The 18,490-nt window shown below is 55.6% G+C and carries 16 protein-coding genes and 1 tRNA gene; 6 read left to right on the top strand and 11 right to left on the bottom strand.

Going from position 1 to position 18,490, the window contains the following annotated elements:
• Window positions 1–158: 158 nt before the first annotated feature.
• From SDENCHOL_RS03615 to SDENCHOL_RS03575, 9 genes are all read right to left on the bottom strand, one after another.
• Window positions 159–1,616, bottom strand: coding sequence for a lipopolysaccharide biosynthesis protein (locus SDENCHOL_RS03615; protein WP_154716101.1), 1,458 nt, complete (start codon window positions 1,614–1,616; stop codon window positions 159–161).
• Window positions 1,617–2,378, bottom strand: a complete 762-nt coding sequence (locus SDENCHOL_RS03610; protein ID WP_160329888.1) for a class I SAM-dependent methyltransferase — start codon at window positions 2,376–2,378, stop codon at window positions 1,617–1,619.
• 67 nt (window positions 2,379–2,445) lie between these two features.
• Window positions 2,446–3,174, bottom strand: coding sequence for an aspartate/glutamate racemase family protein (locus SDENCHOL_RS03605; RefSeq protein ID WP_083522905.1), 729 nt, complete (start codon window positions 3,172–3,174; stop codon window positions 2,446–2,448).
• 38 nt (window positions 3,175–3,212) lie between these two features.
• On the bottom strand, window positions 3,213–4,235 hold the full coding sequence (locus tag SDENCHOL_RS03600) for an adenylyltransferase/cytidyltransferase family protein (RefSeq protein ID WP_154716100.1): 1,023 nt from the start codon (window positions 4,233–4,235) through the stop codon (window positions 3,213–3,215).
• Window positions 4,232–5,545 carry a hypothetical protein gene (locus SDENCHOL_RS03595; protein ID WP_172954986.1) on the bottom strand — a complete coding sequence of 438 codons (1,314 nt, stop codon included), beginning with the start codon at window positions 5,543–5,545 and terminating at the stop codon, window positions 4,232–4,234. The genes SDENCHOL_RS03600 and SDENCHOL_RS03595 overlap by 4 nt, the downstream gene beginning before the upstream one ends.
• Window positions 5,546–5,586: 41 nt before the next feature.
• On the bottom strand, window positions 5,587–6,873 hold the full coding sequence (gene wecC, locus SDENCHOL_RS03590; RefSeq protein ID WP_154716098.1) for a UDP-N-acetyl-D-mannosamine dehydrogenase: 1,287 nt from the start codon (window positions 6,871–6,873) through the stop codon (window positions 5,587–5,589).
• A complete protein-coding gene (gene wecB, locus SDENCHOL_RS03585) occupies window positions 6,870–8,024 on the bottom strand; it encodes a non-hydrolyzing UDP-N-acetylglucosamine 2-epimerase (RefSeq protein ID WP_154716097.1) in 1,155 nt (384 codons plus the stop codon). Before wecB ends, wecC begins: the two co-directional genes overlap by 4 nt.
• A 1-nt stretch (window position 8,025) precedes the next feature.
• Window positions 8,026–8,394, bottom strand: a complete 369-nt coding sequence (locus SDENCHOL_RS03580; RefSeq protein ID WP_197706833.1) for a MarR family EPS-associated transcriptional regulator — start codon at window positions 8,392–8,394, stop codon at window positions 8,026–8,028.
• 208 nt (window positions 8,395–8,602) lie between these two features.
• Window positions 8,603–9,769: a nucleotide sugar dehydrogenase gene (locus tag SDENCHOL_RS03575; RefSeq protein ID WP_154716095.1), complete on the bottom strand. Its 1,167-nt coding sequence runs from the start codon at window positions 9,767–9,769 to the stop codon at window positions 8,603–8,605.
• 44 nt (window positions 9,770–9,813) lie between these two features.
• Here SDENCHOL_RS03575 and SDENCHOL_RS03570 point away from each other — a divergent pair, with 44 nt between their 5' ends.
• The 4 genes from SDENCHOL_RS03570 (at window position 9,814) to SDENCHOL_RS03555 (ending at window position 15,482) form a co-directional block, all read left to right on the top strand.
• The gene (locus tag SDENCHOL_RS03570) at window positions 9,814–10,626 is read left to right on the top strand and encodes a tyrosine-protein phosphatase (RefSeq protein WP_154717344.1); all 813 of its coding nucleotides are present in this window, start codon (window positions 9,814–9,816) and stop codon (window positions 10,624–10,626) included.
• Between the two features lie 148 nt (window positions 10,627–10,774).
• Window positions 10,775–11,515: a polysaccharide biosynthesis/export family protein gene (locus SDENCHOL_RS03565; RefSeq protein WP_154716094.1), complete on the top strand. Its 741-nt coding sequence runs from the start codon at window positions 10,775–10,777 to the stop codon at window positions 11,513–11,515.
• Window positions 11,512–13,800, top strand: a complete 2,289-nt coding sequence (locus SDENCHOL_RS03560) for a GumC family protein (protein ID WP_154716093.1) — start codon at window positions 11,512–11,514, stop codon at window positions 13,798–13,800. The genes SDENCHOL_RS03565 and SDENCHOL_RS03560 overlap by 4 nt, the downstream gene beginning before the upstream one ends.
• On the top strand, window positions 13,797–15,482 hold the full coding sequence (locus SDENCHOL_RS03555) for a J domain-containing protein (RefSeq protein ID WP_154716092.1): 1,686 nt from the start codon (window positions 13,797–13,799) through the stop codon (window positions 15,480–15,482). Before SDENCHOL_RS03560 ends, SDENCHOL_RS03555 begins: the two co-directional genes overlap by 4 nt.
• 82 nt (window positions 15,483–15,564) lie before the next feature.
• On the opposite strand, the gene SDENCHOL_RS03550 is transcribed toward SDENCHOL_RS03555, so the two are convergent.
• Window positions 15,565–15,641: transfer RNA gene (locus SDENCHOL_RS03550), tRNA-Arg, on the bottom strand.
• Window positions 15,642–15,750: 109 nt separating this feature from the next.
• On the bottom strand, window positions 15,751–16,620 hold the full coding sequence (locus SDENCHOL_RS03545) for a YicC/YloC family endoribonuclease (protein WP_154716091.1): 870 nt from the start codon (window positions 16,618–16,620) through the stop codon (window positions 15,751–15,753).
• A 120-nt stretch (window positions 16,621–16,740) separates the two neighbouring features.
• Here SDENCHOL_RS03545 and SDENCHOL_RS03540 point away from each other — a divergent pair, with 120 nt between their 5' ends.
• Complete coding sequence (locus SDENCHOL_RS03540) at window positions 16,741–17,694, top strand: serine/threonine protein kinase (protein ID WP_154716090.1); 954 nt, start codon at window positions 16,741–16,743, stop codon at window positions 17,692–17,694.
• On the top strand, window positions 17,691–18,482 hold the full coding sequence (locus SDENCHOL_RS03535) for a PP2C family protein-serine/threonine phosphatase (protein ID WP_154716089.1): 792 nt from the start codon (window positions 17,691–17,693) through the stop codon (window positions 18,480–18,482). Before SDENCHOL_RS03540 ends, SDENCHOL_RS03535 begins: the two co-directional genes overlap by 4 nt.
• The last annotated feature ends 8 nt before the right edge of the window (window positions 18,483–18,490 follow it).

The following is an 18,490-nucleotide window of genomic DNA, read 5'->3' as shown; positions in this document are numbered from 1 at the left end:
ACCAAGTACTTGATCTTAGATAAGTTGGCTGGGAGTTCTGGCAACAAACATATCAATATAGGCACATTTTTACCTATAAAGGATATTGAGGAAATAAAGGCAGGCCAGCCAAAGCCCATCCTTTACTTAAATAAAAATAATACTGCCATCTATTCTTACTACCTTGACAACACAAAAGCTCGAAGAGCCTTGATTCCTAGTGGTACCCACTGCATCAACTGCCGCACAAACTTGTCTCCCATTACCCACACCATGGCCACATACACGAACGTCCCGAATATGATTTTTCCAGCCAGACCCACAAAACTTGTGCCCCATGGCAAAAAATATACGACAGTAAACATGATAGCGGACGCAGCGATGTATGGGCGCGCGACACCCAGCTGCGCGATACCTCCAAATCCAAATATCTTTCCCGGATACCAAGCATTGATGAAAAAGGCGATGAACGAACTACAGACCATAGCCCAGGCGAGCCCCTCGACACCATAAGGCAAAGCTAGAAAAAGTGCAGTAATTGCAATTGGTATCTTGGACAAGCTTACCTTTAGGAAGAGATCTGATCGTCCCACGACGTTGACCATATTTGCATTGATGGAGCTTACAGGCGTTACGGTACGAGCAATGGATAGTGCAATCAGTATGGGAATAGTTGGCCTCCAGGCATCTCCCAGAAGTAGAAGGACAACATCATTTGCGACGGCGGCAAAACCACTCAGGAGAGGCAGGCAAACCAGCATGGACACAGAGATCATTTGTTTGAAAATGCTGACCAGCCGCTCATGCTCATCCTTGATTGAGGTCATTATCGGATAAGAAACCCCTTGCAGGCTTGAAGAAATAAAGCCAGACAAATAGTTACTGAGATTGGCTGCCTGAGTAAAGAACCCTACTTGTGATACATTGTAAAAATAGCCTATCAAAGGTGCGTAGAGATTATCAACGACGGTAGTAATAGAGCCTGCCAACATCAGCTTGGAGCCAAAACCAAATAGAGTTGTAAAGGATGCACGAGACAACCGCCACCGAGGTAGCCAACGGCAAAACCACCACACCCCAAGAGATGCTATCACCGCCTTGCTCACCATCAGCCAGATCAGTGCCCAGTAGCCATACCCACGCTGCGCGAGCAACGCTGCCAAAGCGCTGCTGAGCACAGTAGCGCTGGTATTGGCAATAGCCTGGCTCTTGAAATCTACTGCGATTGTTAGTTTAGCCCGTGCCACTACACTAAAGGCATTAATGATAATTACTAAGAACAGCACACGTGCGACACCGATCAACTCAGGCTGGCGATAAAACTGAGCAATCCATGGCGCAGCTACAAATAGCACTGCATATATGAGCGTACCCCAACCCAGGTTGACCCAGAACACCGTGCATGCATCATCCTCTGTCAATTGCTGGCTGCGCTGAACCAAGGCATTACTAAAGCCATTGCTTACGACACTATCGGCCAACAGCGTGAAGATGGCAAGCATGCCAATCAGGCCGAAACTCTCTGGCCCGATGAGGCGGGCCAGATACACCGTAACCGCCAAATAGCCCAACTGGTTGATGAGCTTATCGGCCAGACTCCAGCTCAAAGCGCTGACAGCCTTGAATTTAAGAGACATTTAATTGCGCTTGAAAAGGAAGTACTTTTGCTTTGTTTCAATACGATTATTATGAGCAGCATTAGCAAATACATCAGCGGACTCTTCCAGTCTAAACCCAGCAGGACCAAGGACATCCATGCACACTGAAATCAGCTCACCCTCTGTGCGATAGATTGCACTGTAGAATTGATCCATATCCCCAGAAAAATGCTCCTTTATGGTTAAACGGCTTTCAACTCCAATAGGCTCTCGAAGCAAAAGGGTACAACTTTTATCTGCGACAGCAGATATACCCCCAAGTGCCTTAGGTATATCCACATCATTGAGGTACATAAAAACCCCAAAGATAATTATTTTGCCAAATGGCAGGGTTTCATTTAAATTTGAAAATGAAATATCCGTACATGGCAGACAGCTGAACCTTGCACGTTCTGAAGGAATTCTATTCTTGGCCTCTTCAAGTAATTCTTCCACTAAATCGGCACCATGGTAGTGACCTACACTATCAGCTACAGCCTCTGCCCAACGACCAGTACCACAACCAACATCTAGAAGCCTGTCATCTTGTGTAAGCTTTAATTTTGGTAAAAGTAATGACTTTTCCACAAAATCCCGTTCTTCTGCCAAATCGCCACTTTTATCTTGATATATAATTGCTTGCTTATACGAGACATCTCCTCTTTTTAACTTATCCGCCCTCTCAAGAAAAAAATGTTTAATTCTGTCCTGATCTATTACAGGAGTCTCTTTGTCACCTTCAGGCGTGTAAATTCTAGCCATACCCACTTTCCTATCAATAGCCATTATTTAAATCTGCAGTTATCAAAGTAAAAGCCTTTCCGGGAGTTTAGCACATAATATATTTTATAGCATCTTTTGCCAAAGCTTCATTTGAATCTATTACAGTGAACCCTTGTTTTTCTATAAAGCTTTTAATGTGCGAAAGCTCGGTACAACCCAGTATTATACTTGTCACACCCTTTCTTTCTAAATCATTTAAAAAACATATTAATCCCCCTTCTAACTCCTTAGTACCGCCATTTTTTTTTATACTCTCAATTATAGAGGTTATTAGCTGCTGCTCTTTTAACTCTATATCTACGACTTTAACGCCACCTTTTTCTAGCAAACTAGAATAAAGCCTTCTACTAGTAGTCGTAATCGTTCCAAGGGCTGTAATCTTACCGCCTAGTCTCTTTGCTTCGCTTACAACAGCATCAACTATGCTAATAATTGGTACAGGACTTGCCTCACTCCACTTATCTTGGATGATATGCACTGTATTGCAAGGGATAAGAATACAGTCAGCTCCATTTGAAGCCAGTTCTTTTATTGTTTGAGCTATATATGAAGAAGGCTCCTCTTCATTTAGTTCAAAATACCTACCTCTACTTGGTATTTTGGTATTTATGTCTAGTAGCACCCTAGGATACTGCCATTCTTTTGTAGCCGGGATCAGACTGTAAAAGGTATTAAGAAAATTAAGTACCGCAAACGGTGACATTCCTACTATACCTAGAGTTTTTTCGTTTTGTGACCAAGTTTGTACAGAATTGATGGGGTCTATTTTTGGCATTTATACCTTCCTTTCAAACAATACACTTCTGAAGTCTCTCAAACCTTCTTGGTATTACTTATTTCCTTTTCCATTTCTACTACTTGATAAGAAAGATATTCCTTGACGCCATTCTGTTCCTTTATATACTCATTTACTATACTCAGCTCCTCATCCAACTCACTAATATATTGCTTATCCGCTTCTATTTCGTCAGCAAGCGTACAGTTTTCAATAAGATAATCAATATTTCTAGGTTCGGCTTTCTCCAATTGCTCTAAGCAAACAGGATAATCAATTTTTCTAAAAGGAAAAAAATGCCTGGTTGTTCTTGCTCTAAAAAGATTCTCATTTAATGCTCTTGATACAACTTCAGACTTTGAAATAACGAAATTCTCATCAACTAAATATCTATGCTTTAAATGATTTCCAACAAAAATTGAATCATCTTCATAGTTCACAACGATCACAGGAGCATATTTATAACCATACTTGAGTAGAAAAGCATAGCGATGCGATCCATCAAGAACAATATTGTATCTTGCATCAATAATTATTGGCCTCTTCATCACGCCATCCTTAAGAATAAGCTTCTCAATATTCCTAAAATGTGATGGATAAACCAGCTCTAGTGGCTTCAATAAAACAGTCGGAAGAATTTTGAAATTATAGCCTTGGGTTCGATTCTCGATATATGTACTACTTTTACTTTCAATCAGGCTCCTTATCTCACTCCCGCTATACCCTTTACCTTCTGTGCGAGATTGGAACTTGACTCTATAACCGCGCCTTTGCAGAATATCCAGTACTTTTTGGTTTCCTGAAACAACAACATCAAAATCCAGATTGTCTATATTTGAGGTGCCACCCTCTATGGTGCCCTCTATTGTTTCCACAAGGATATTTTTATTAGCCTCAAAAACTTCTTGTAGAATACGTTTCACATCCTTATATTCCATAACCTTTGGCTCACCCATGGTGATTCCAACAGTTACAAAATCAAATTCCTTAGATATTTTTAGAATAGTTCTGATATGCCCCAAGTGCGGCGGCTGGAACTTACCTAGAAATATAGCTCTCATTTATTCAATTCCCTTACACTGCTTTTTATTATGTCAACAATGGCAGAGGAGGACTTATTTACTTCAAGGCCATTTAAATACCAAGCAATAAATTTCCGCCTACTCTCCAGCATACCATCAGAATTTGCCATTAGATCACTTATGAAAGCCCTGATGTCTTTTCCATTCCATGCTTCCGAGGCAGTATTCAAACACTGATTTCCAAAATCATTTAAGTTTTTTCTTGTACGACTATTCATGAGATAAAGCATTGGCTTATCTGTAAATATATATTCAGCAATAAATGCCGCACTATCGTGGATCAACGCATCTGACTGTACAAACAGGTCTATGTAGCCACCTTCATCCAGTTGTGAATTGGGTTGACTTGCCCAGAAACCATAGTAGGCATCGGTTCTATCAGCCCCCCATTCTTTATGCGCATAAAGCTTTGACTTCAAGATAGGGTGGGGCTTGAATGACCATGTTATATCTTTTCTTGTATCCATAACCAACTGCTTCATTAATTCGGCAAACTCCAGAAAATTGCCTAATTGAAGAGAGGAATCCTTATTTATAGTGTGATGTGGTGCAAAAATAACCTTCTTATGTGTATTGAAATTTTTCCATGCACTCTTACAATCAGCCTTTGAGGCCAACAAGTCTTCTATTATTGCATCGAGAACAATATGTAAACCTTCTGTATCACGATACGAATATCTCAAGAATTGGTCATACATATTTTTGTTCTGAACAAAGATCTTCCAGCAGGCGTTATGGAAATCCTGGTTATATTGTGATTGGCCATTATTGTAGTCCACTACGGATATCCCATAGCCAGCATAACAACTTAAATAATTCAAATATGCATTTTCATAGTATTCTTTGAAAGTTAACCTGTTTGGGTTTGTAAAGAAAACAATATCTGGTGCCATCTCCTTCAGTTTAACCCAACACTTTTTATTATTGTTATATGCTGAACAGATCGGGTAGCCTTTTCCGTTGAAGTACTCAAGCCCCTCAAGCATATCAATCCACATCTGCTCTTCACCATGGACGATAAAAGGGCAAATTAGAACGATTGGCTCAAAGAAGGGATCAGTCAACATTTTTTGAAATACCGGGTCAACTTTCCACATACTCTTATGGATTACTAGAAAAACCACACGTATACGCTGCTTTCCATTGAGCAGCTTCAAAAGCCGCTGATGCCTCTTGTGCATATGGCGAACTAGCCATATTTTGTACCTGTCACCTACCGTCTTTTGGTAAAGGGGCGCCAGGTAGGTTTTTAGAGAGGATGGAACAATCCTTTTGATCCTGTGGAACATGCTGCTTATCCCTTCAACAAATTGCAGCGCTGGTATCCTGGTCACACCTGCAAAATGCTACAGGCCTTTATAAATTGCTTATTCGACCAATTACTCTTCGGTATCTCTCGAAACGATTTATGCGCCACCAAAAGAACGGCAATTTGCATTTTCTGAATGGCTGCTTCGGCAGAAACAAGCGCTACCTTGTCTGACAGACTCGCTGGTTTCGCTTTGATGTTGGGCTCCACCGCCAGAACTGGACCAGGGTGTTGATCAGCAAGACTTTGGACAATATCCATCGCCGGACTCTCGCGCAGATCATCAATATCCGCCTTGAAGGCCAAGCCAAAGCAGGCAATGGTGACATCCCTGGCGGTCTTTTCTGGGTTGGCCTGCAGGTAATCGGCTACGGTCAGCTTGACTTTGTTGATGACCCATTCGGGTTTGCTGTCGTTCACTTCGCGGGCGGCGCGGATCAGGCGGGCTTGTTCCGGCGTTTTGCTGACGATGAACCAGGGATCGACGGCGATGCAGTGGCCGCCCACGCCGGGGCCGGGTTGCAAGATGTTGACTCGCGGGTGGCGGTTGGCCAAGCGGATCAGCTCCCACACATTGATGTCGAGCTTGTCGCAGATGATCGAGAGTTCGTTGGCGAAGGCGATATTGACGTCGCGGAAGCTGTTTTCGGTCAACTTGCACATTTCGGCGGTGCGGGCGTTGGTGATAACGCATTCGCCCACCACAAAGGTTTTGTAGAGGCGTGCTGCCGCTGCCGAGCACTTGGGCGTCATGCCACCGATTACCCGGTCGTTCTGCACCAGCTCACGCAGCACATGGCCAGGCAGGACACGCTCGGGGCAGTGGGCGATGCGGATATCCGAGGCTTCGCCATGGGTTTGCGGGAAGCTCAAGTCCGGGCGTGCTTCGGCCAGCCAGGCGGCCAACTGTTCGGTGGCACCGACGGGGGAAGTGGATTCGAGGATGACCAGGTTGCCTTTTTGCAGTACCGGAGCGATGGCCTTCGCAGCTGAGGCTATGTAACTCAGATCCGGTGCGCGATTGTTGGTTTGCTTTCCATTGTCGATAAAGGGCGTGGGCACGGCAATCAGAAAGGCTTCGGCTGGCTCCGGGGTGGTCGTAGCACGCAGGTAGCCTTCACTGACTGCGGCGTGCACCACCATGTCCAGGTCGGGTTCGACAATGTGTATCTGGCCCTTGTTGATGGTCTCCACTGCGTGTTGGTTTATATCAACACCAATCACCTTGACCTTGCGCGAGGCAAAAGCGGCTGCGGTGGGCAGGCCGATGTAACCAAGGCCGATCATCGAGATAGTGTTGAAGCTCATGCGTATTCCTTGCGGGTTGCTTGCCAGTCGATCAGTACTTGCCGGATACGGTCACAGGCTTTGCCGTCGCCATAAGGGTTATGCGCCATGGCCATGCTGCTGTAAGCCTGCTGGTCTTGCAACAGACGGTTGATCTGTTGGCAGATGGCGTCAGTATGAGTGCCGACCAGTTCGACCGTGCCCGCTTCGATGGCTTCCGGGCGCTCGGTGGTGTCGCGCATGACCAGTACTGGCTTGCCAAGAGAGGGGGCCTCTTCCTGGATGCCGCCGGAGTCGGTGAGGATGAAGTGGGCCCGGCTCATCAGGTGGACGAAGGGCAGGTAGTCCAGCGGTTCAATGAGATGGATGTTGGCGATGCCTTTGAGCAGGCGATTGACCGGCTCGCACACGTTGGGGTTGAGGTGCACTGGATAGACGATATCCACCTCCGGGTGCTGCCGGGCCACTTCAATCAGCGCTTGGCAGATGCGCTCGAAGCCGCCGCCAAAGCTTTCACGGCGGTGGCCGGTAACCAGGATGATGCGCCGCGCCGCGTCAAGAAAGGCTGTGGGCGCGGCGGCCTGGGCGCGCAGGTTGTCATCCCGCTCAAGCTTGTTCACTACATCGAGCAGTGCATCGATCACCGTGTTGCCGGTAACCACGATACTTTCCGGAGCGATGCCTTCGCGCAACAGGTTGGCTTTGGATAGCTCGGTGGGGGCGAAGTGCAGGACGGCCAGTGCACTGGTGAGCTTGCGGTTGGCTTCTTCCGGCCAGGGTGAATACAGGTTGCCGGTACGCAGGCCGGCTTCGACATGGGCGACTGGGATCTGTTGGTAATAGGCTGCCAGCGTGGCGGCAAAGGTGGTGGCGGTATCGCCGTGAACCAGCACGATGTCGGGCTGGCAGTCGGACAGTACGCCTTTCATGCCCTGCAGAATGACGCTGGTGATATCGGTCAGGTCTTGGCCCGGCTGCATGATGTCGAGGTCGTAGTCGGGCGTAAGGGCAAACAGGCCGAGCACCTGATCGAGCATTTCGCGGTGCTGAGCGGTGACGCAGACCCTGGCATCAAAACGGCCGTCGGCGGCAAGCGCCAGCGCGAGCGGTGCCATCTTGATTGCCTCCGGGCGCGTACCGAAGATACTCAAGACTTTCAGGGGGGACACCATGCTATTGGGCACCCGGAGCGGGTGCTGCAGCGTGAGTTTCGGTTACCTGGTCTGCGTCCTGGCGCAGTGCCTTGATCTCGACCCAGAGTGCTTCGTATTCGGCTTCCTTGCGGGCGAGGTAGGCCTTGGTGAGGGCCATGCGGTTGCGAATACCTTCCGGCGTGAGCAGGTAGGCGACTTTGCCGACCTTGCCGTTGTTATTACTGAAGCTTTCAATCTTGAGCAGCCCTTTTTCAATCAGGGCGTTCATCAGGTAGTGCACCTTGCCATTGCTGACGCCCAGCATCCGGGCAATTTCACGCTGGGTGATCTGCGGATTGAGCTCGATGGCACGCAGTATCTTGAAGTGGGTCTGCTCTTTTGGAGTCACAGGGCACCGGGCAAGTCGGTTAAAAAATGAGCAAAATTGTATGAGGGTTTGGGAGGATGGACAAGCGGTTACAAGCGCTTGTCCAGAAGAATCACGGTTCCATATTTATTCCTACCGTTCGGTCAGCGCGATTAACGAGTCAGGAAAAGCTTCGAATAAATCCCGCTCCATTGGGAACTGGGACAGTCGCTCGCGAACCCGGACTGATTCAGTCACTGCCGAACAGATCACGTGTATAGACCTTGTCGGCGACGTCGGCGAGTTCTGGGGTCTGGCGGTTGGCGACGATGAGGCTGGCCTGGCGCTTGAAGCTGTCCAGATCGTTGACCACACGTGAATGAAAGAAGGTGTGTTCCCTGAGCGCGGGTTCGTGGACGATGACTTCGATGCCCTTGGCCTTGATGCGCTTCATCACGCCCTGGATGGCCGAGGCGCGGAAGTTGTCGCTGCCGGTTTTCATCGCCAGGCGATAGATACCCACCATTTCGGGATTGCGGCGCAGGATGTCTTCGGCGATGAAGTCCTTTCGCGTGGTGTTGGCGTCGACGATGGCGCGGATGAGGGTTTGCGGCACGTGCTGGTAGTTGGCGAGGAGTTGCTTGGTGTCCTTGGGCAGGCAGTAGCCGCCGTAGCCGAAGCTGGGGTTGTTGTAGTGGTTGCCGATGCGCGGGTCGAGGCCCACGCCTTCGATGATCTGGCGGGGATCGAGACCGTGGCTGGCGGCGTAGGTGTCGAGTTCGTTGAAGTAGGCCACGCGCATGGCGAGGTAGGTGTTGGCGAAGAGTTTGATGGCTTCGGCTTCGGCGCTGCCGGTAAACAGCGTGGGAATGTTTTGTTTGATGGCGCCTTGCTGCAGCAGGCGGGCGAAGGTTTGCGCACGTTCGCTTCGCTCGCCGACGACGATGCGCGAGGGATGGAGGTTGTCGTAGAGCGCCTTGCCTTCGCGCAGGAATTCGGGGGAGAAGATGAGCTTGTCGATGCCCAGGGTTTGCCGCATTTTGGCGGTGTAGCCGACGGGAACGGTGGATTTGATGACCATCACCGCCTGCGGGTTGATGGCGATGACGTCGCGGATGACGGTTTCGATGGAGGCGGTGTTGAAGTGGTTGCTGGCCGGATCGTAGTCGGTGGGCGTGGCGATGATGATGTAGTCGGCGCCCCGATAGGCGTCATGCTTGTCGAGCGTGGCGCGGAAGTCGAGGGATCTGCGCGCCAGGTAGTCCTGGATTTCGGCGTCTTCGATGGGGGATTGCCTGCGGTTGAGCAGGGTGACCTTTTCGGCAACGATATCGAGCGCGACGACTTCGTTGTGCTGGGCGAGCAGCAGAGCGTTGGAGAGGCCGACGTAGCCGGTTCCGGCGATGGTGATTTTCATGGCTGGGCGGATCGCATGATGGGGAATTGTTTTATTATCGCCCGATGATCGATCTGCATTGCCATATGTTGCCGGGCATCGATGATGGCGCGCCGGATCTGGAGACTTCGCTGGAGATGGCGCGGGTGGCGGTGGCCGATGGCATCGCGGTCACGGCGTGTACGTCGCATATTTATCCCGGCGTGTTCGAGAATACCGGCGAGATCATCCGCAGCGGCGTGGCGCGCCTGCAGGCGGCACTGGACGAGGCGGAGATCGCCCTGCGCCTGACGACGGGAGCGGATGCGCATCTGGCGCCGGAGCTGCCGGCGCGGCTGCGTTCGGGCGATGTACCGACGCTGGGCGGGACGCGGTATTTTTTGCTGGAGCCGCCGCATCATGTCGCGCCGCCGCGTTTCGATGAGTTCGTGTTCAATCTGCTGGCGACGGGTTATGTGCCGCTGATCACGCATCCCGAGCGGCTGACCTGGATCAGTGACCATTACCCGACCTTCTGCGCGCTGGTCGATCAGGGGGCGTGGATGCAGATCACCTCGGGCAGCCTGACCGGGCGTTTCGGCAGCGAGGCGCGCTACTGGGGCGAGCGCATGCTGGACGAGGGCCGGGTGCATGTGCTGGCGACGGATTCGCATGGCGTGCAGCGCCGTCCGCCGCTGCTGACGGAAGGACGCGAGGCGGCGGCAAAATGGGTGGGCGCGGAGGAGGCGACTCACTTGGTGGAGACCCGGCCTGCAGGTATACTGCGCAATCTTGCACCCGATGAAATGCCGCCTTTGCCGGAGCGTAACCGAGGTAGCCGTCGGCACGGCAGAAAATCGGGTTTCTGGGCGCGTTTGTGGGGACGTTCCGCTTCCTGAGCTTGTCCGGGCACCCCGCCCGGCCTCGCCGCTTTGAATTTTCAGCCTTCAGCCCACGGCCTGCGAAAGCGAACGCGAACGTCATGTCATTTCACGTCACTCTGATCTCCGATGCCGGGTGGCGTATCTGTCTTCGATAGGTGACCGTATGAGACAGCAGATTTTCTATGGCCTTGGCGCAGCGCTTTGGCTGATGGCCAGCAGCGTGGCGCTGGCCGAAGAGACCGCGCCGCAGAATGTGGCCGCGGATGTGGATAAGGCCGCAGATGCTGCGCCGGCTTCGACTCCAGCTCCAACTCCAGCACCGGCGCAGACATTCGGACAGCAGGTCGATGAGTACAGGATCGGCGTCCATGACCTGCTCGAAATTTCGGTGTTCCAGGTACCGGATCTTTCGCGCTCGGTGCGGGTGAACTCGCGCGGCCAGATCACGCTGCCGATGATCGGCGCCGTGCAGGCGGGCGGTCTGTCGGCGCAGGAGCTGGAGGACACGCTGGCGGCCAAGCTCGCCGAAAACATGTTGCAGGATCCGCAAGTGAGCGTGTTCATCAAGGAATACGTCAGCCAGCGCGTGATCATCGAGGGTGAAGTCAGAAAGACCGGCAGCTATCCGATCCAGGGACGCACGACGCTGCTTTCCGCCTTGGCGCGGGCCGAAGGGCTGGGTTCGCTGGCGGATGAAAACGAGATCAAGATCATCCGGGCGCTGCCGAATGGCGAAAAGGAAATCATGGTCTTCGACCTGGAACAGATCCGCAACGGGCGTGCCGAAGATCCCATGATCAAGGGTGATGACGTCGTGGTGGTCGAAAGATCGGCCGGACGTTCCATGCTCACCCGCATCCTTGATCCGATCCGCGGCTTCGTCAGTTATGGAACCTTGAGATGACCGATTCAACGAATCAAAACGCCAGCAATCCCGAACCGGAAAACGAGAAGCCGAAAAGTGTCGGCGCACTGGTCGAGCGTCGCGACATGCTGCCATCCACCCTGCTGCTGCAGGAGCCGCGCGGACGGCAGGATGATGAAGACGACGATACGATCGACCTGCGCGAGTTGTGGAACGTCATCGTCAAGCGCAAGGGCACGGTGCTGACGTTCTTCCTGATCACCGTGGTGGCGGTGCTGACGGCCACCTTCCTGATGACCAAGATCTATCGCGCCAGCATGACCCTGCAGATCGAGCAGCAGGAAGCCAAGGTGATGAAGATCGAGGAGGTCTCGCCCAGCGAAACGAGCGGCAGCAGCAAGGATTTCTACCAGACGCAGTATGAATTGCTGAAGAGCCGCACGCTCGCCCAGCGGGTGATCGAACAGCTCAACCTGGCCGAGCACCCGCTGTACAGGAAAGACGAAAAGGAGAAGGAAACCTGGGGCAAGCTGCTGGGCGGCAGCCAGGACGATCCGGCGCGGGAAACCGTCGAGGGCGAGACGGAAGCCAAGCTGGTGAATACCTTCCTCGATCAACTGACCATCGAGCCGCTGCGCAATTCCCGCCTGGTCAAGGTGCATTTCGACAGTCCCGACGCCAGGCTGGCGGCGCGAGTGGCGAATACGGTCGCGACGGTGTTCATCAACCTGAACCTGGAACGCCGCATGGATGCGTCTTCCTATGCCAAGACGTTTCTGCAGGAACGCCTGCAGCAGATCAAGGTGAAACTGGAGGATTCCGAAAAAGCCCTGAACGAGTTCACCCGCAAGGAAGGCATCGTCAAGCCCGGAGAAAAACAGCCCAGCCCGGATTCGCAGGCGATGCAGGAGTTCACCACGGCGCTGGCCAAGGCGCAGGGCGAGCGGATCCAGGCGGAATCGCTCTACAGACAGGTGCAAGCGGGCGATTCCTCGGCGCTGCCGGCCGTGCTGGAAAGCAAGGTGATCCAGGAATACAAGGCGCGCAGGGCCCAACTGGAGGGCGATTATCAGGAGGGGCTGAAAATCTACAAGCCGGCCTATCCGAAGATGCAGCAGATAGAAGCGCAGATTGCCGAGCTGCAGGCGAAGATCGACGAGGAAATCAACGCCATTCGCGGCGCGCTGAAGGCCAAGTACGAAGCCGCGCTGGCTCAGGAAGCGCTGTTTGCCGGCAAGCTGCAGGAGAGCAAATCGACCGTGCTGGACGTGCAGGATCGCAGCTTCCAGTACAACCTGCTGCAGCGCGAAGTGGATACCAACCGTCAGCTCTACGAAGGACTGCTGCAGCGCTACAAGGAAGTCGGCGTGGCCGGCGGCGTCGGGGTGAATAACATCACGGTGGTGGACAAGGCCGAAGTGCCGCTGTTGCCGTTCAAACCGAAAGTGATGCTCAATGCGCTGATCGCGGCCTTCCTCGGACTGTTCGGCGGCATCGGCCTGGCCTTCCTGTTCGAGCATCTGGATGACACCATCAAGCAACCGGAAGATCTGGAGAAGCTGCTCGGTCTGCCGGTGCTGGGCATCGTGCCGGCGGTGAAGGGCACGGCGGACGGTCAGGAACTGGCGGTGACAGAAAATGCCGATCCCCGCTCGGGCTTTGCCGAGGCACACCGTTCGATCCGCACGGCCTTGCAGTTCTCCACGGCGGAAGGCATGCCCAAGGTGCTGATGCTGACGAGTACCTCGATGGGCGAAGGCAAGAGCACCACGGCGTTGAGCCTGGCCATTCACTTCGCCCAGGCAGGCAAGACCGTGCTGCTGGTCGACTGTGACTTGCGCAAGGCCTCGCTGCACAAGAAGCTGTCCATCAGCAATGAAACCGGATTGACGAATCATCTGGCCGGCGAAGCCCAACCGGCGGCGATCACCCGCGCCACGCATGTGCCGAAGCTGTTCCTGGTGCCTTCCGGGCCGCTGCCGCCCAATCCGGCGGAACTGCTGGGCAGCAGCAAGATGGTGCAATTCCTCAATCTGGCGGCGGAAAAATTCGATCACGTGCTCATCGACGGGCCGCCGGTGCTGGGACTGGCCGATGCGCCGCTGCTGGGCAGTCTGGCCGAGGCCACGCTGCTGGTGGTCGAAGCCGGCAGCACCGGACGGGATCATGCGCGCAATGCCGTGAAGCGGCTGCTCGCCACGCGCAGCCGGCTGATCGGCGGCATCCTGACCAAGGTGGGCGCGCGCGGCAGTTCCTATGGCTACTACAATAACTATTACTACTATCAGTACGGCGAAAGCAAGCCGGAACGCCCGATGGCATGAGTGAAACGAGCGGCATGAACGGCGGGCGCGACGGAAACGGCAGCTTGCCGGACGGCCTGTCGCTCGCGCTTGCCGTTCATCAAACGCCCAGCCAGTTTTACGAGCTGCTGCACGGCAAGGCCGATCTGCCGGACGACATCGGCTTGCTGCTGCGCCTGGCCGGCGGCGCGGCGCTGCCGGAAGGCATGGCACTGCCGCCCTTCTCCGCCCCGACGGATGTCCGCGAAGCGGCGCTGTTCTTCATCGAGCAGGTGCTGCTGGCACACGATGCAAACCATTACCGCGTGCTGGGGGTGCGTCCCACGGCCAGCCTCGACGAGCTCAAGGAAAACCATCGCCTGCTGATGCGCCTGTTCCACCCGGATCGCCGCGTGCTGGCAATGGAAAGCGAGCGCAAGGCGGCGCATGCCGCGCGCATCAATCTGGCCTATACCACGCTGCGCCAGCCGGCCACGCGCACGGCTTACGACTTATCATTGCGCCAGGCACGCCAGGCGGCCATCCAGATGCCGCAGATGCGCCCGACGCTGCGCCGCCACGCGCCGGAACCTGCCACACCCATCCTCTCCCCCCGCGTGGCCCGGCACCTGCCGCAACTCGTGCTGGGCGGCTTCGCGCTGCTCGCCATGGCCGCAGTTGGCGTGGTCTATCTCAACCAGACGCCGACGGGCGCCATCGGCATGGGGGATGATTTTTCGCAAGCGCAAGCGCTGCCTGCCACATCCGCGCCCGTGGCGACACAGCATGACAACCCGCAGATCGAACGCCTGAAGGAACTTGCAGCGGCCTGGTCGGATGATGAAACCTCAACCGAGGCACCCGGTGGCCTGCAATTACCAGCCATGGCAATGGCAACAACCACGACTGCAACGAGTGACGCCGACAAACTGGCGACGGCGCCGTCCGCTGTTCCCGCCGTGACTGCCGCAGCGGCAACAACAACGGCAACCATTCCGCTGCCTGCCAAAGCGATTACCATTTCCGCACCGCCAACAGCATCCACATCCTCCACACCGCCCGCATCGGCAAAATCTGCACTGGCAGCACCCCGGCCAACGGCACCAGCACCTGCTCCCGCATCTGTGGCCAAACCGCAAACAGCGAGCAGTCCGCTCCCCAGACTTCCCGTCACCGCAACCTCACTGCCCGCAGAGCAACCGCGCCGCAAGGAGGCAATGGCGGCCCCCGTCGCGCCAACAACGCCGCCCGTTGCCGCGCGCGCTGAAACGCCGCCCACGCCAGCCCCGATCATCGTGACGAATGTAACTCCAACTCCGACGCCAACCCCTGCACCCGAAGCCCAACCCACTGTCGACAACCGCCAGGAAAGCCTGGACACCCTGCTGGGCGCATTCACCCTGCTGTATGAAAAGGGCGACCTGGAAGCCTTTCTCGCCCTGTTCGACGAAAACGCGCGCGCGGAAAACGGCGGCAAGACGCGCATCCGCAACGATTACGACAACCTGTTCCGCACCACCGCCGCGCGCAAGCTATACATCTACGACATGAACTGGGTGCAGGACGGCGACATCTATCGCGGCCAGGGCGGTTTTCAAGCCAAAGTGCGGCCCAAAGGCGCTGCGAGTCAACGCATCTACGACGGCATCATCACCCTGGAAATCCTCAAGCGCCCCGCCCCGGCTTCCCTGCTCATCCGCAAAATTTCCCACAAGACGGGGTAATGCGCCGGAAACGGTGACGAAGCCAAAAGGTGCAAGAGGAGTGAGTACCCTGCTTGGCAGGGCTCCTTGCTGCAGCAAGGAATGGCGCGCCTGAGACGATTCGAACGTCCGACCCCTGCCTTCGGAGGGCAGTACTCTATCCAACTGAGCTACAGGCGCATGTGCCGGTTCGTGAAGCTGCGGCGCGGGGGATTTTACAACACAAACCCGGGCCGCCACCGGAGCGATCAAGCGTGCCTTGCGTATTTGCCGCCAGGCGGCGCTCGATCTACTCCAGGTTCTGCACCTGCTCACGCATCTGTTCGATGAGGAGCTTCATTTCCAGGGCGGCGGCGGTGATGTCGGCGGAGACGGATTTCGAGGCGAGCGTGTTGGCTTCGCGGTTGAGCTCCTGCATCAGGAAATCGAGACGCTTGCCGACGGCGCCGCCCTTGTCGAGGATGCGTTCGAGTTCGCCGAGATGAGCGGTCAGCCGCGAAAGTTCCTCGGCGACGTCGATGCGTGCGGCATAGACGCCGATTTCCTGGCGGATGCGATCTTCGTCGAGCGCGGCGACGGCTTCGCGCAGCCGGGTGGCGAGGCGCTCCTGATAATCGGCCAGCGCGCGTGGCAGCAGCGGGGCGACTTCGTTCACCAGTTCGCGCATGCGCATGACGCGCTCGCGGATCATCTCCGCCAGCTTGCGGCCCTCGCGCGCGCGGGTGGCGAGGAATTCGTCGATGGCGCGCGCGGCAAGGGAGAGGCATTCGCGTTGCAGGGTGTCCTGCGCCAGGGTTTGTTCGCTGATGACGCCGGGCCAGCGCAGGATGTCGGCCACCGTGAGCGACGCGGCAGCGGGCAAGGTAAGGCGCACCTGCTCCTGCAGTGTGGCAAGCTGCGCGAGCAGTTCCGGATTCGGCGCCAGGCTGCGCTGGCTACTGGCGGTGGCCGGACTGAGGCTGCCGCGGCATTCGAGCTTGCCGCGCCCGATCCGCGCGGCGATCATCTCGCGCAGCGGCATTTCGAGAAAGCGCAATTCATCGCCGACGCGGAAGTTGATGTCGAGATAGCGCGAATTGACGCCCTTGAGTTCCAGATTGAGGATAACGGGACCGAGGTCCTGTTGCACGGCTGCGTAGCCGGTCATGCTTTGGATCATGGCGAGGTTTCGTCCGTGGGCTGAAAGTGGATGCGGAAACAGGTCTAGGTCTGCGGTCTGCGGCTTGACGAAAGCGGCTTCCGACTACGACAATGCAGGCCACAGTGTAACGCCCGCGCCATGTCCCAACAACCGATCCAACCGTTGCCGCCCGGCTTTCAGCTCGACGGCTATCGCATCGAGCGCCAGCTGGCTCACGGCGGTTTCTCCATCGTTTATCTGGCCCGCGACGCCAACGACGCGCCGGTGGCGATCAAGGAGTATCTGCCGGCACGCCTGGCCACGCGCACCGGCGACAGCCCCGTACCCATCATCGCCGAGGAAAACCTGGCCTCCTTCCGCCGGGGCATGAAGAGTTTTTTCGAGGAGGGCCGGGTGCTGGCCGGCCTCGATCATCCAAATGTCGTGCGCGTGCTGAATTTCTTCCGCGCCAATGAAACCGCCTATCTGGTGATGCGCTATGAGCGCGGCCGCACCCTGCAGGAGCACATCCAGCGCCATCCGGGCACGCTCGGCGAGACTTTCATCCGCAACGTGTTCACCCGCCTGCTCAACGGCCTGCGCGAAATCCACATGCGCAAGCTGCTGCATCTGGACATCAAGCCGGCAAATATCTATCTGCGCATGGACGGTCATCCGGTGCTGCTCGATTTCGGCGCCACGCGCCAGGGACTGGGCGACAACGATCAGGCGCTGGGCAGCGTGCACACGCCCGGCTATGCCGCGCCGGAGCAGACCAGCGGCGGCTCGGGCGAGGCGCAGGGACCATGGACCGACATCTACGCCGTTGGCGCCACCCTGTATGCCTGCCTGGCCGGCAGCACGCCGCTGTCCGCCGAGCAGCGCGCCAAGGGCGAAGTGCTGGAGCCGGCCCAGCAGCGCTGGCGCAAGGCCTATACGCTGCAATTGCTGGAGCTGATCGACTGGTGCATGCGGCTGCCGGTTGCCGAACGGCCGCAGAGCGTGTTCGCCCTGCAGAAAGTGCTCAACGGGGAGTTGCTCGATCTCGTCGATCCCGCGTGGTTCGATACTTCGCCGCCTTCGACCTGGCAGGCCGGGAAGGACGAGACATGAAATTCTCGATCTTCCAGGAAAGCCGCATCGGCAAGCGCAAGAGCAACCAGGACCGGATGAACTATTCCTATACCCGCGATGCCTTGCTGATGGTCGTCGCCGATGGCATGGGCGGTCATCTGCACGGCGAGCTGGCCGCGCAGATCGCCGTGCAGACCCTCAGCGAGTCCTTCAAAAGCCAGGCCCGCACGCTGCTCGCCGATCCCTTCCAGTTTCTCTCGCGCAGCCTGAGCCAGGCGCATCTGGCGATCAACCAGTACGCCGGCAAACACGGTCTGTCCGAAGCGCCGCGCACGACCTGCATCGCCTGCGTGGTGCAGAACAATACGGCCCACTGGGCGCATGTCGGCGATTCGCGCCTGTATGTGATTCGCGACGCTGCCGTGCTGGCTCAGACGCGCGATCATTCGCACGTCAAGATGCTGCTCGAACAAGGCAAGATCGACGCGGCGGAAGCCGCCCGCCATCCGGCACGCAATCTGGTCTATAGCTGCCTGGGCGGACCGAATCCGCCGGAAATCGAGTTCTCGCGCAAGACGCCGCTGCAAAAGGGCGACGTGATCGCGCTGTGCACCGACGGCGTCTGGTCGCCCTTCACCGATGACGCGCTGGTGCGCACCCTGGCCACGCATACGCCGATGGCCGCCGTGCCGCAACTGCTCGATCAGGCCGAACATCTGGCCGGCAGGCATTGCGACAACCTGACGCTGCTGGCCATGCAATGGGAAAGCAGCCTTGCCGATTCGAGCAGCCTGGCCGGCGCCAGCAATATGGACAAGCCGTCCTGAATCGTTTC

The sequence above is a fragment of the Sterolibacterium denitrificans genome, from assembly GCF_900174485.1.
Lineage (GTDB): Bacteria > Pseudomonadota > Gammaproteobacteria > Burkholderiales > Rhodocyclaceae > Sterolibacterium > Sterolibacterium denitrificans.
The sequence above is the reverse complement of the archived record's forward strand: the minus strand, read 5'-3'. Positions and strand labels throughout refer to the sequence as shown.

What these genes read in the sequence shown, in the direction of transcription:
- SDENCHOL_RS03615 (WP_154716101.1), bottom strand. Translation starts at nt 1,616, where the DNA reads ATGTCTCTTAAATTCAAGGCTGTCAGCGCTTTGAGCTGGAGTCTGGCC.
- SDENCHOL_RS03610 (WP_160329888.1), bottom strand. Translation starts at nt 2,378, where the DNA reads ATGGCTAGAATTTACACGCCTGAAGGTGACAAAGAGACTCCTGTAATA.
- SDENCHOL_RS03605 (WP_083522905.1), bottom strand. Translation starts at nt 3,174, where the DNA reads ATGCCAAAAATAGACCCCATCAATTCTGTACAAACTTGGTCACAAAAC.
- SDENCHOL_RS03600 (WP_154716100.1), bottom strand. Translation starts at nt 4,235, where the DNA reads ATGAGAGCTATATTTCTAGGTAAGTTCCAGCCGCCGCACTTGGGGCAT.
- SDENCHOL_RS03595 (WP_172954986.1), bottom strand. Translation starts at nt 5,545, where the DNA reads ATGTTCCACAGGATCAAAAGGATTGTTCCATCCTCTCTAAAAACCTAC.
- wecC (WP_154716098.1), bottom strand. Translation starts at nt 6,873, where the DNA reads ATGAGCTTCAACACTATCTCGATGATCGGCCTTGGTTACATCGGCCTG.
- wecB (WP_154716097.1), bottom strand. Translation starts at nt 8,024, where the DNA reads ATGGTGTCCCCCCTGAAAGTCTTGAGTATCTTCGGTACGCGCCCGGAG.
- SDENCHOL_RS03575 (WP_154716095.1), bottom strand. Translation starts at nt 9,769, where the DNA reads ATGAAAATCACCATCGCCGGAACCGGCTACGTCGGCCTCTCCAACGCT.
- SDENCHOL_RS03570 (WP_154717344.1), top strand. Translation starts at nt 9,814, where the DNA reads ATGATCGATCTGCATTGCCATATGTTGCCGGGCATCGATGATGGCGCG.
- SDENCHOL_RS03565 (WP_154716094.1), top strand. Translation starts at nt 10,775, where the DNA reads ATGAGACAGCAGATTTTCTATGGCCTTGGCGCAGCGCTTTGGCTGATG.
- SDENCHOL_RS03560 (WP_154716093.1), top strand. Translation starts at nt 11,512, where the DNA reads ATGACCGATTCAACGAATCAAAACGCCAGCAATCCCGAACCGGAAAAC.
- SDENCHOL_RS03555 (WP_154716092.1), top strand. Translation starts at nt 13,797, where the DNA reads ATGAGTGAAACGAGCGGCATGAACGGCGGGCGCGACGGAAACGGCAGC.
- SDENCHOL_RS03545 (WP_154716091.1), bottom strand. Translation starts at nt 16,620, where the DNA reads ATGATCCAAAGCATGACCGGCTACGCAGCCGTGCAACAGGACCTCGGT.
- SDENCHOL_RS03540 (WP_154716090.1), top strand. Translation starts at nt 16,741, where the DNA reads ATGTCCCAACAACCGATCCAACCGTTGCCGCCCGGCTTTCAGCTCGAC.
- SDENCHOL_RS03535 (WP_154716089.1), top strand. Translation starts at nt 17,691, where the DNA reads ATGAAATTCTCGATCTTCCAGGAAAGCCGCATCGGCAAGCGCAAGAGC.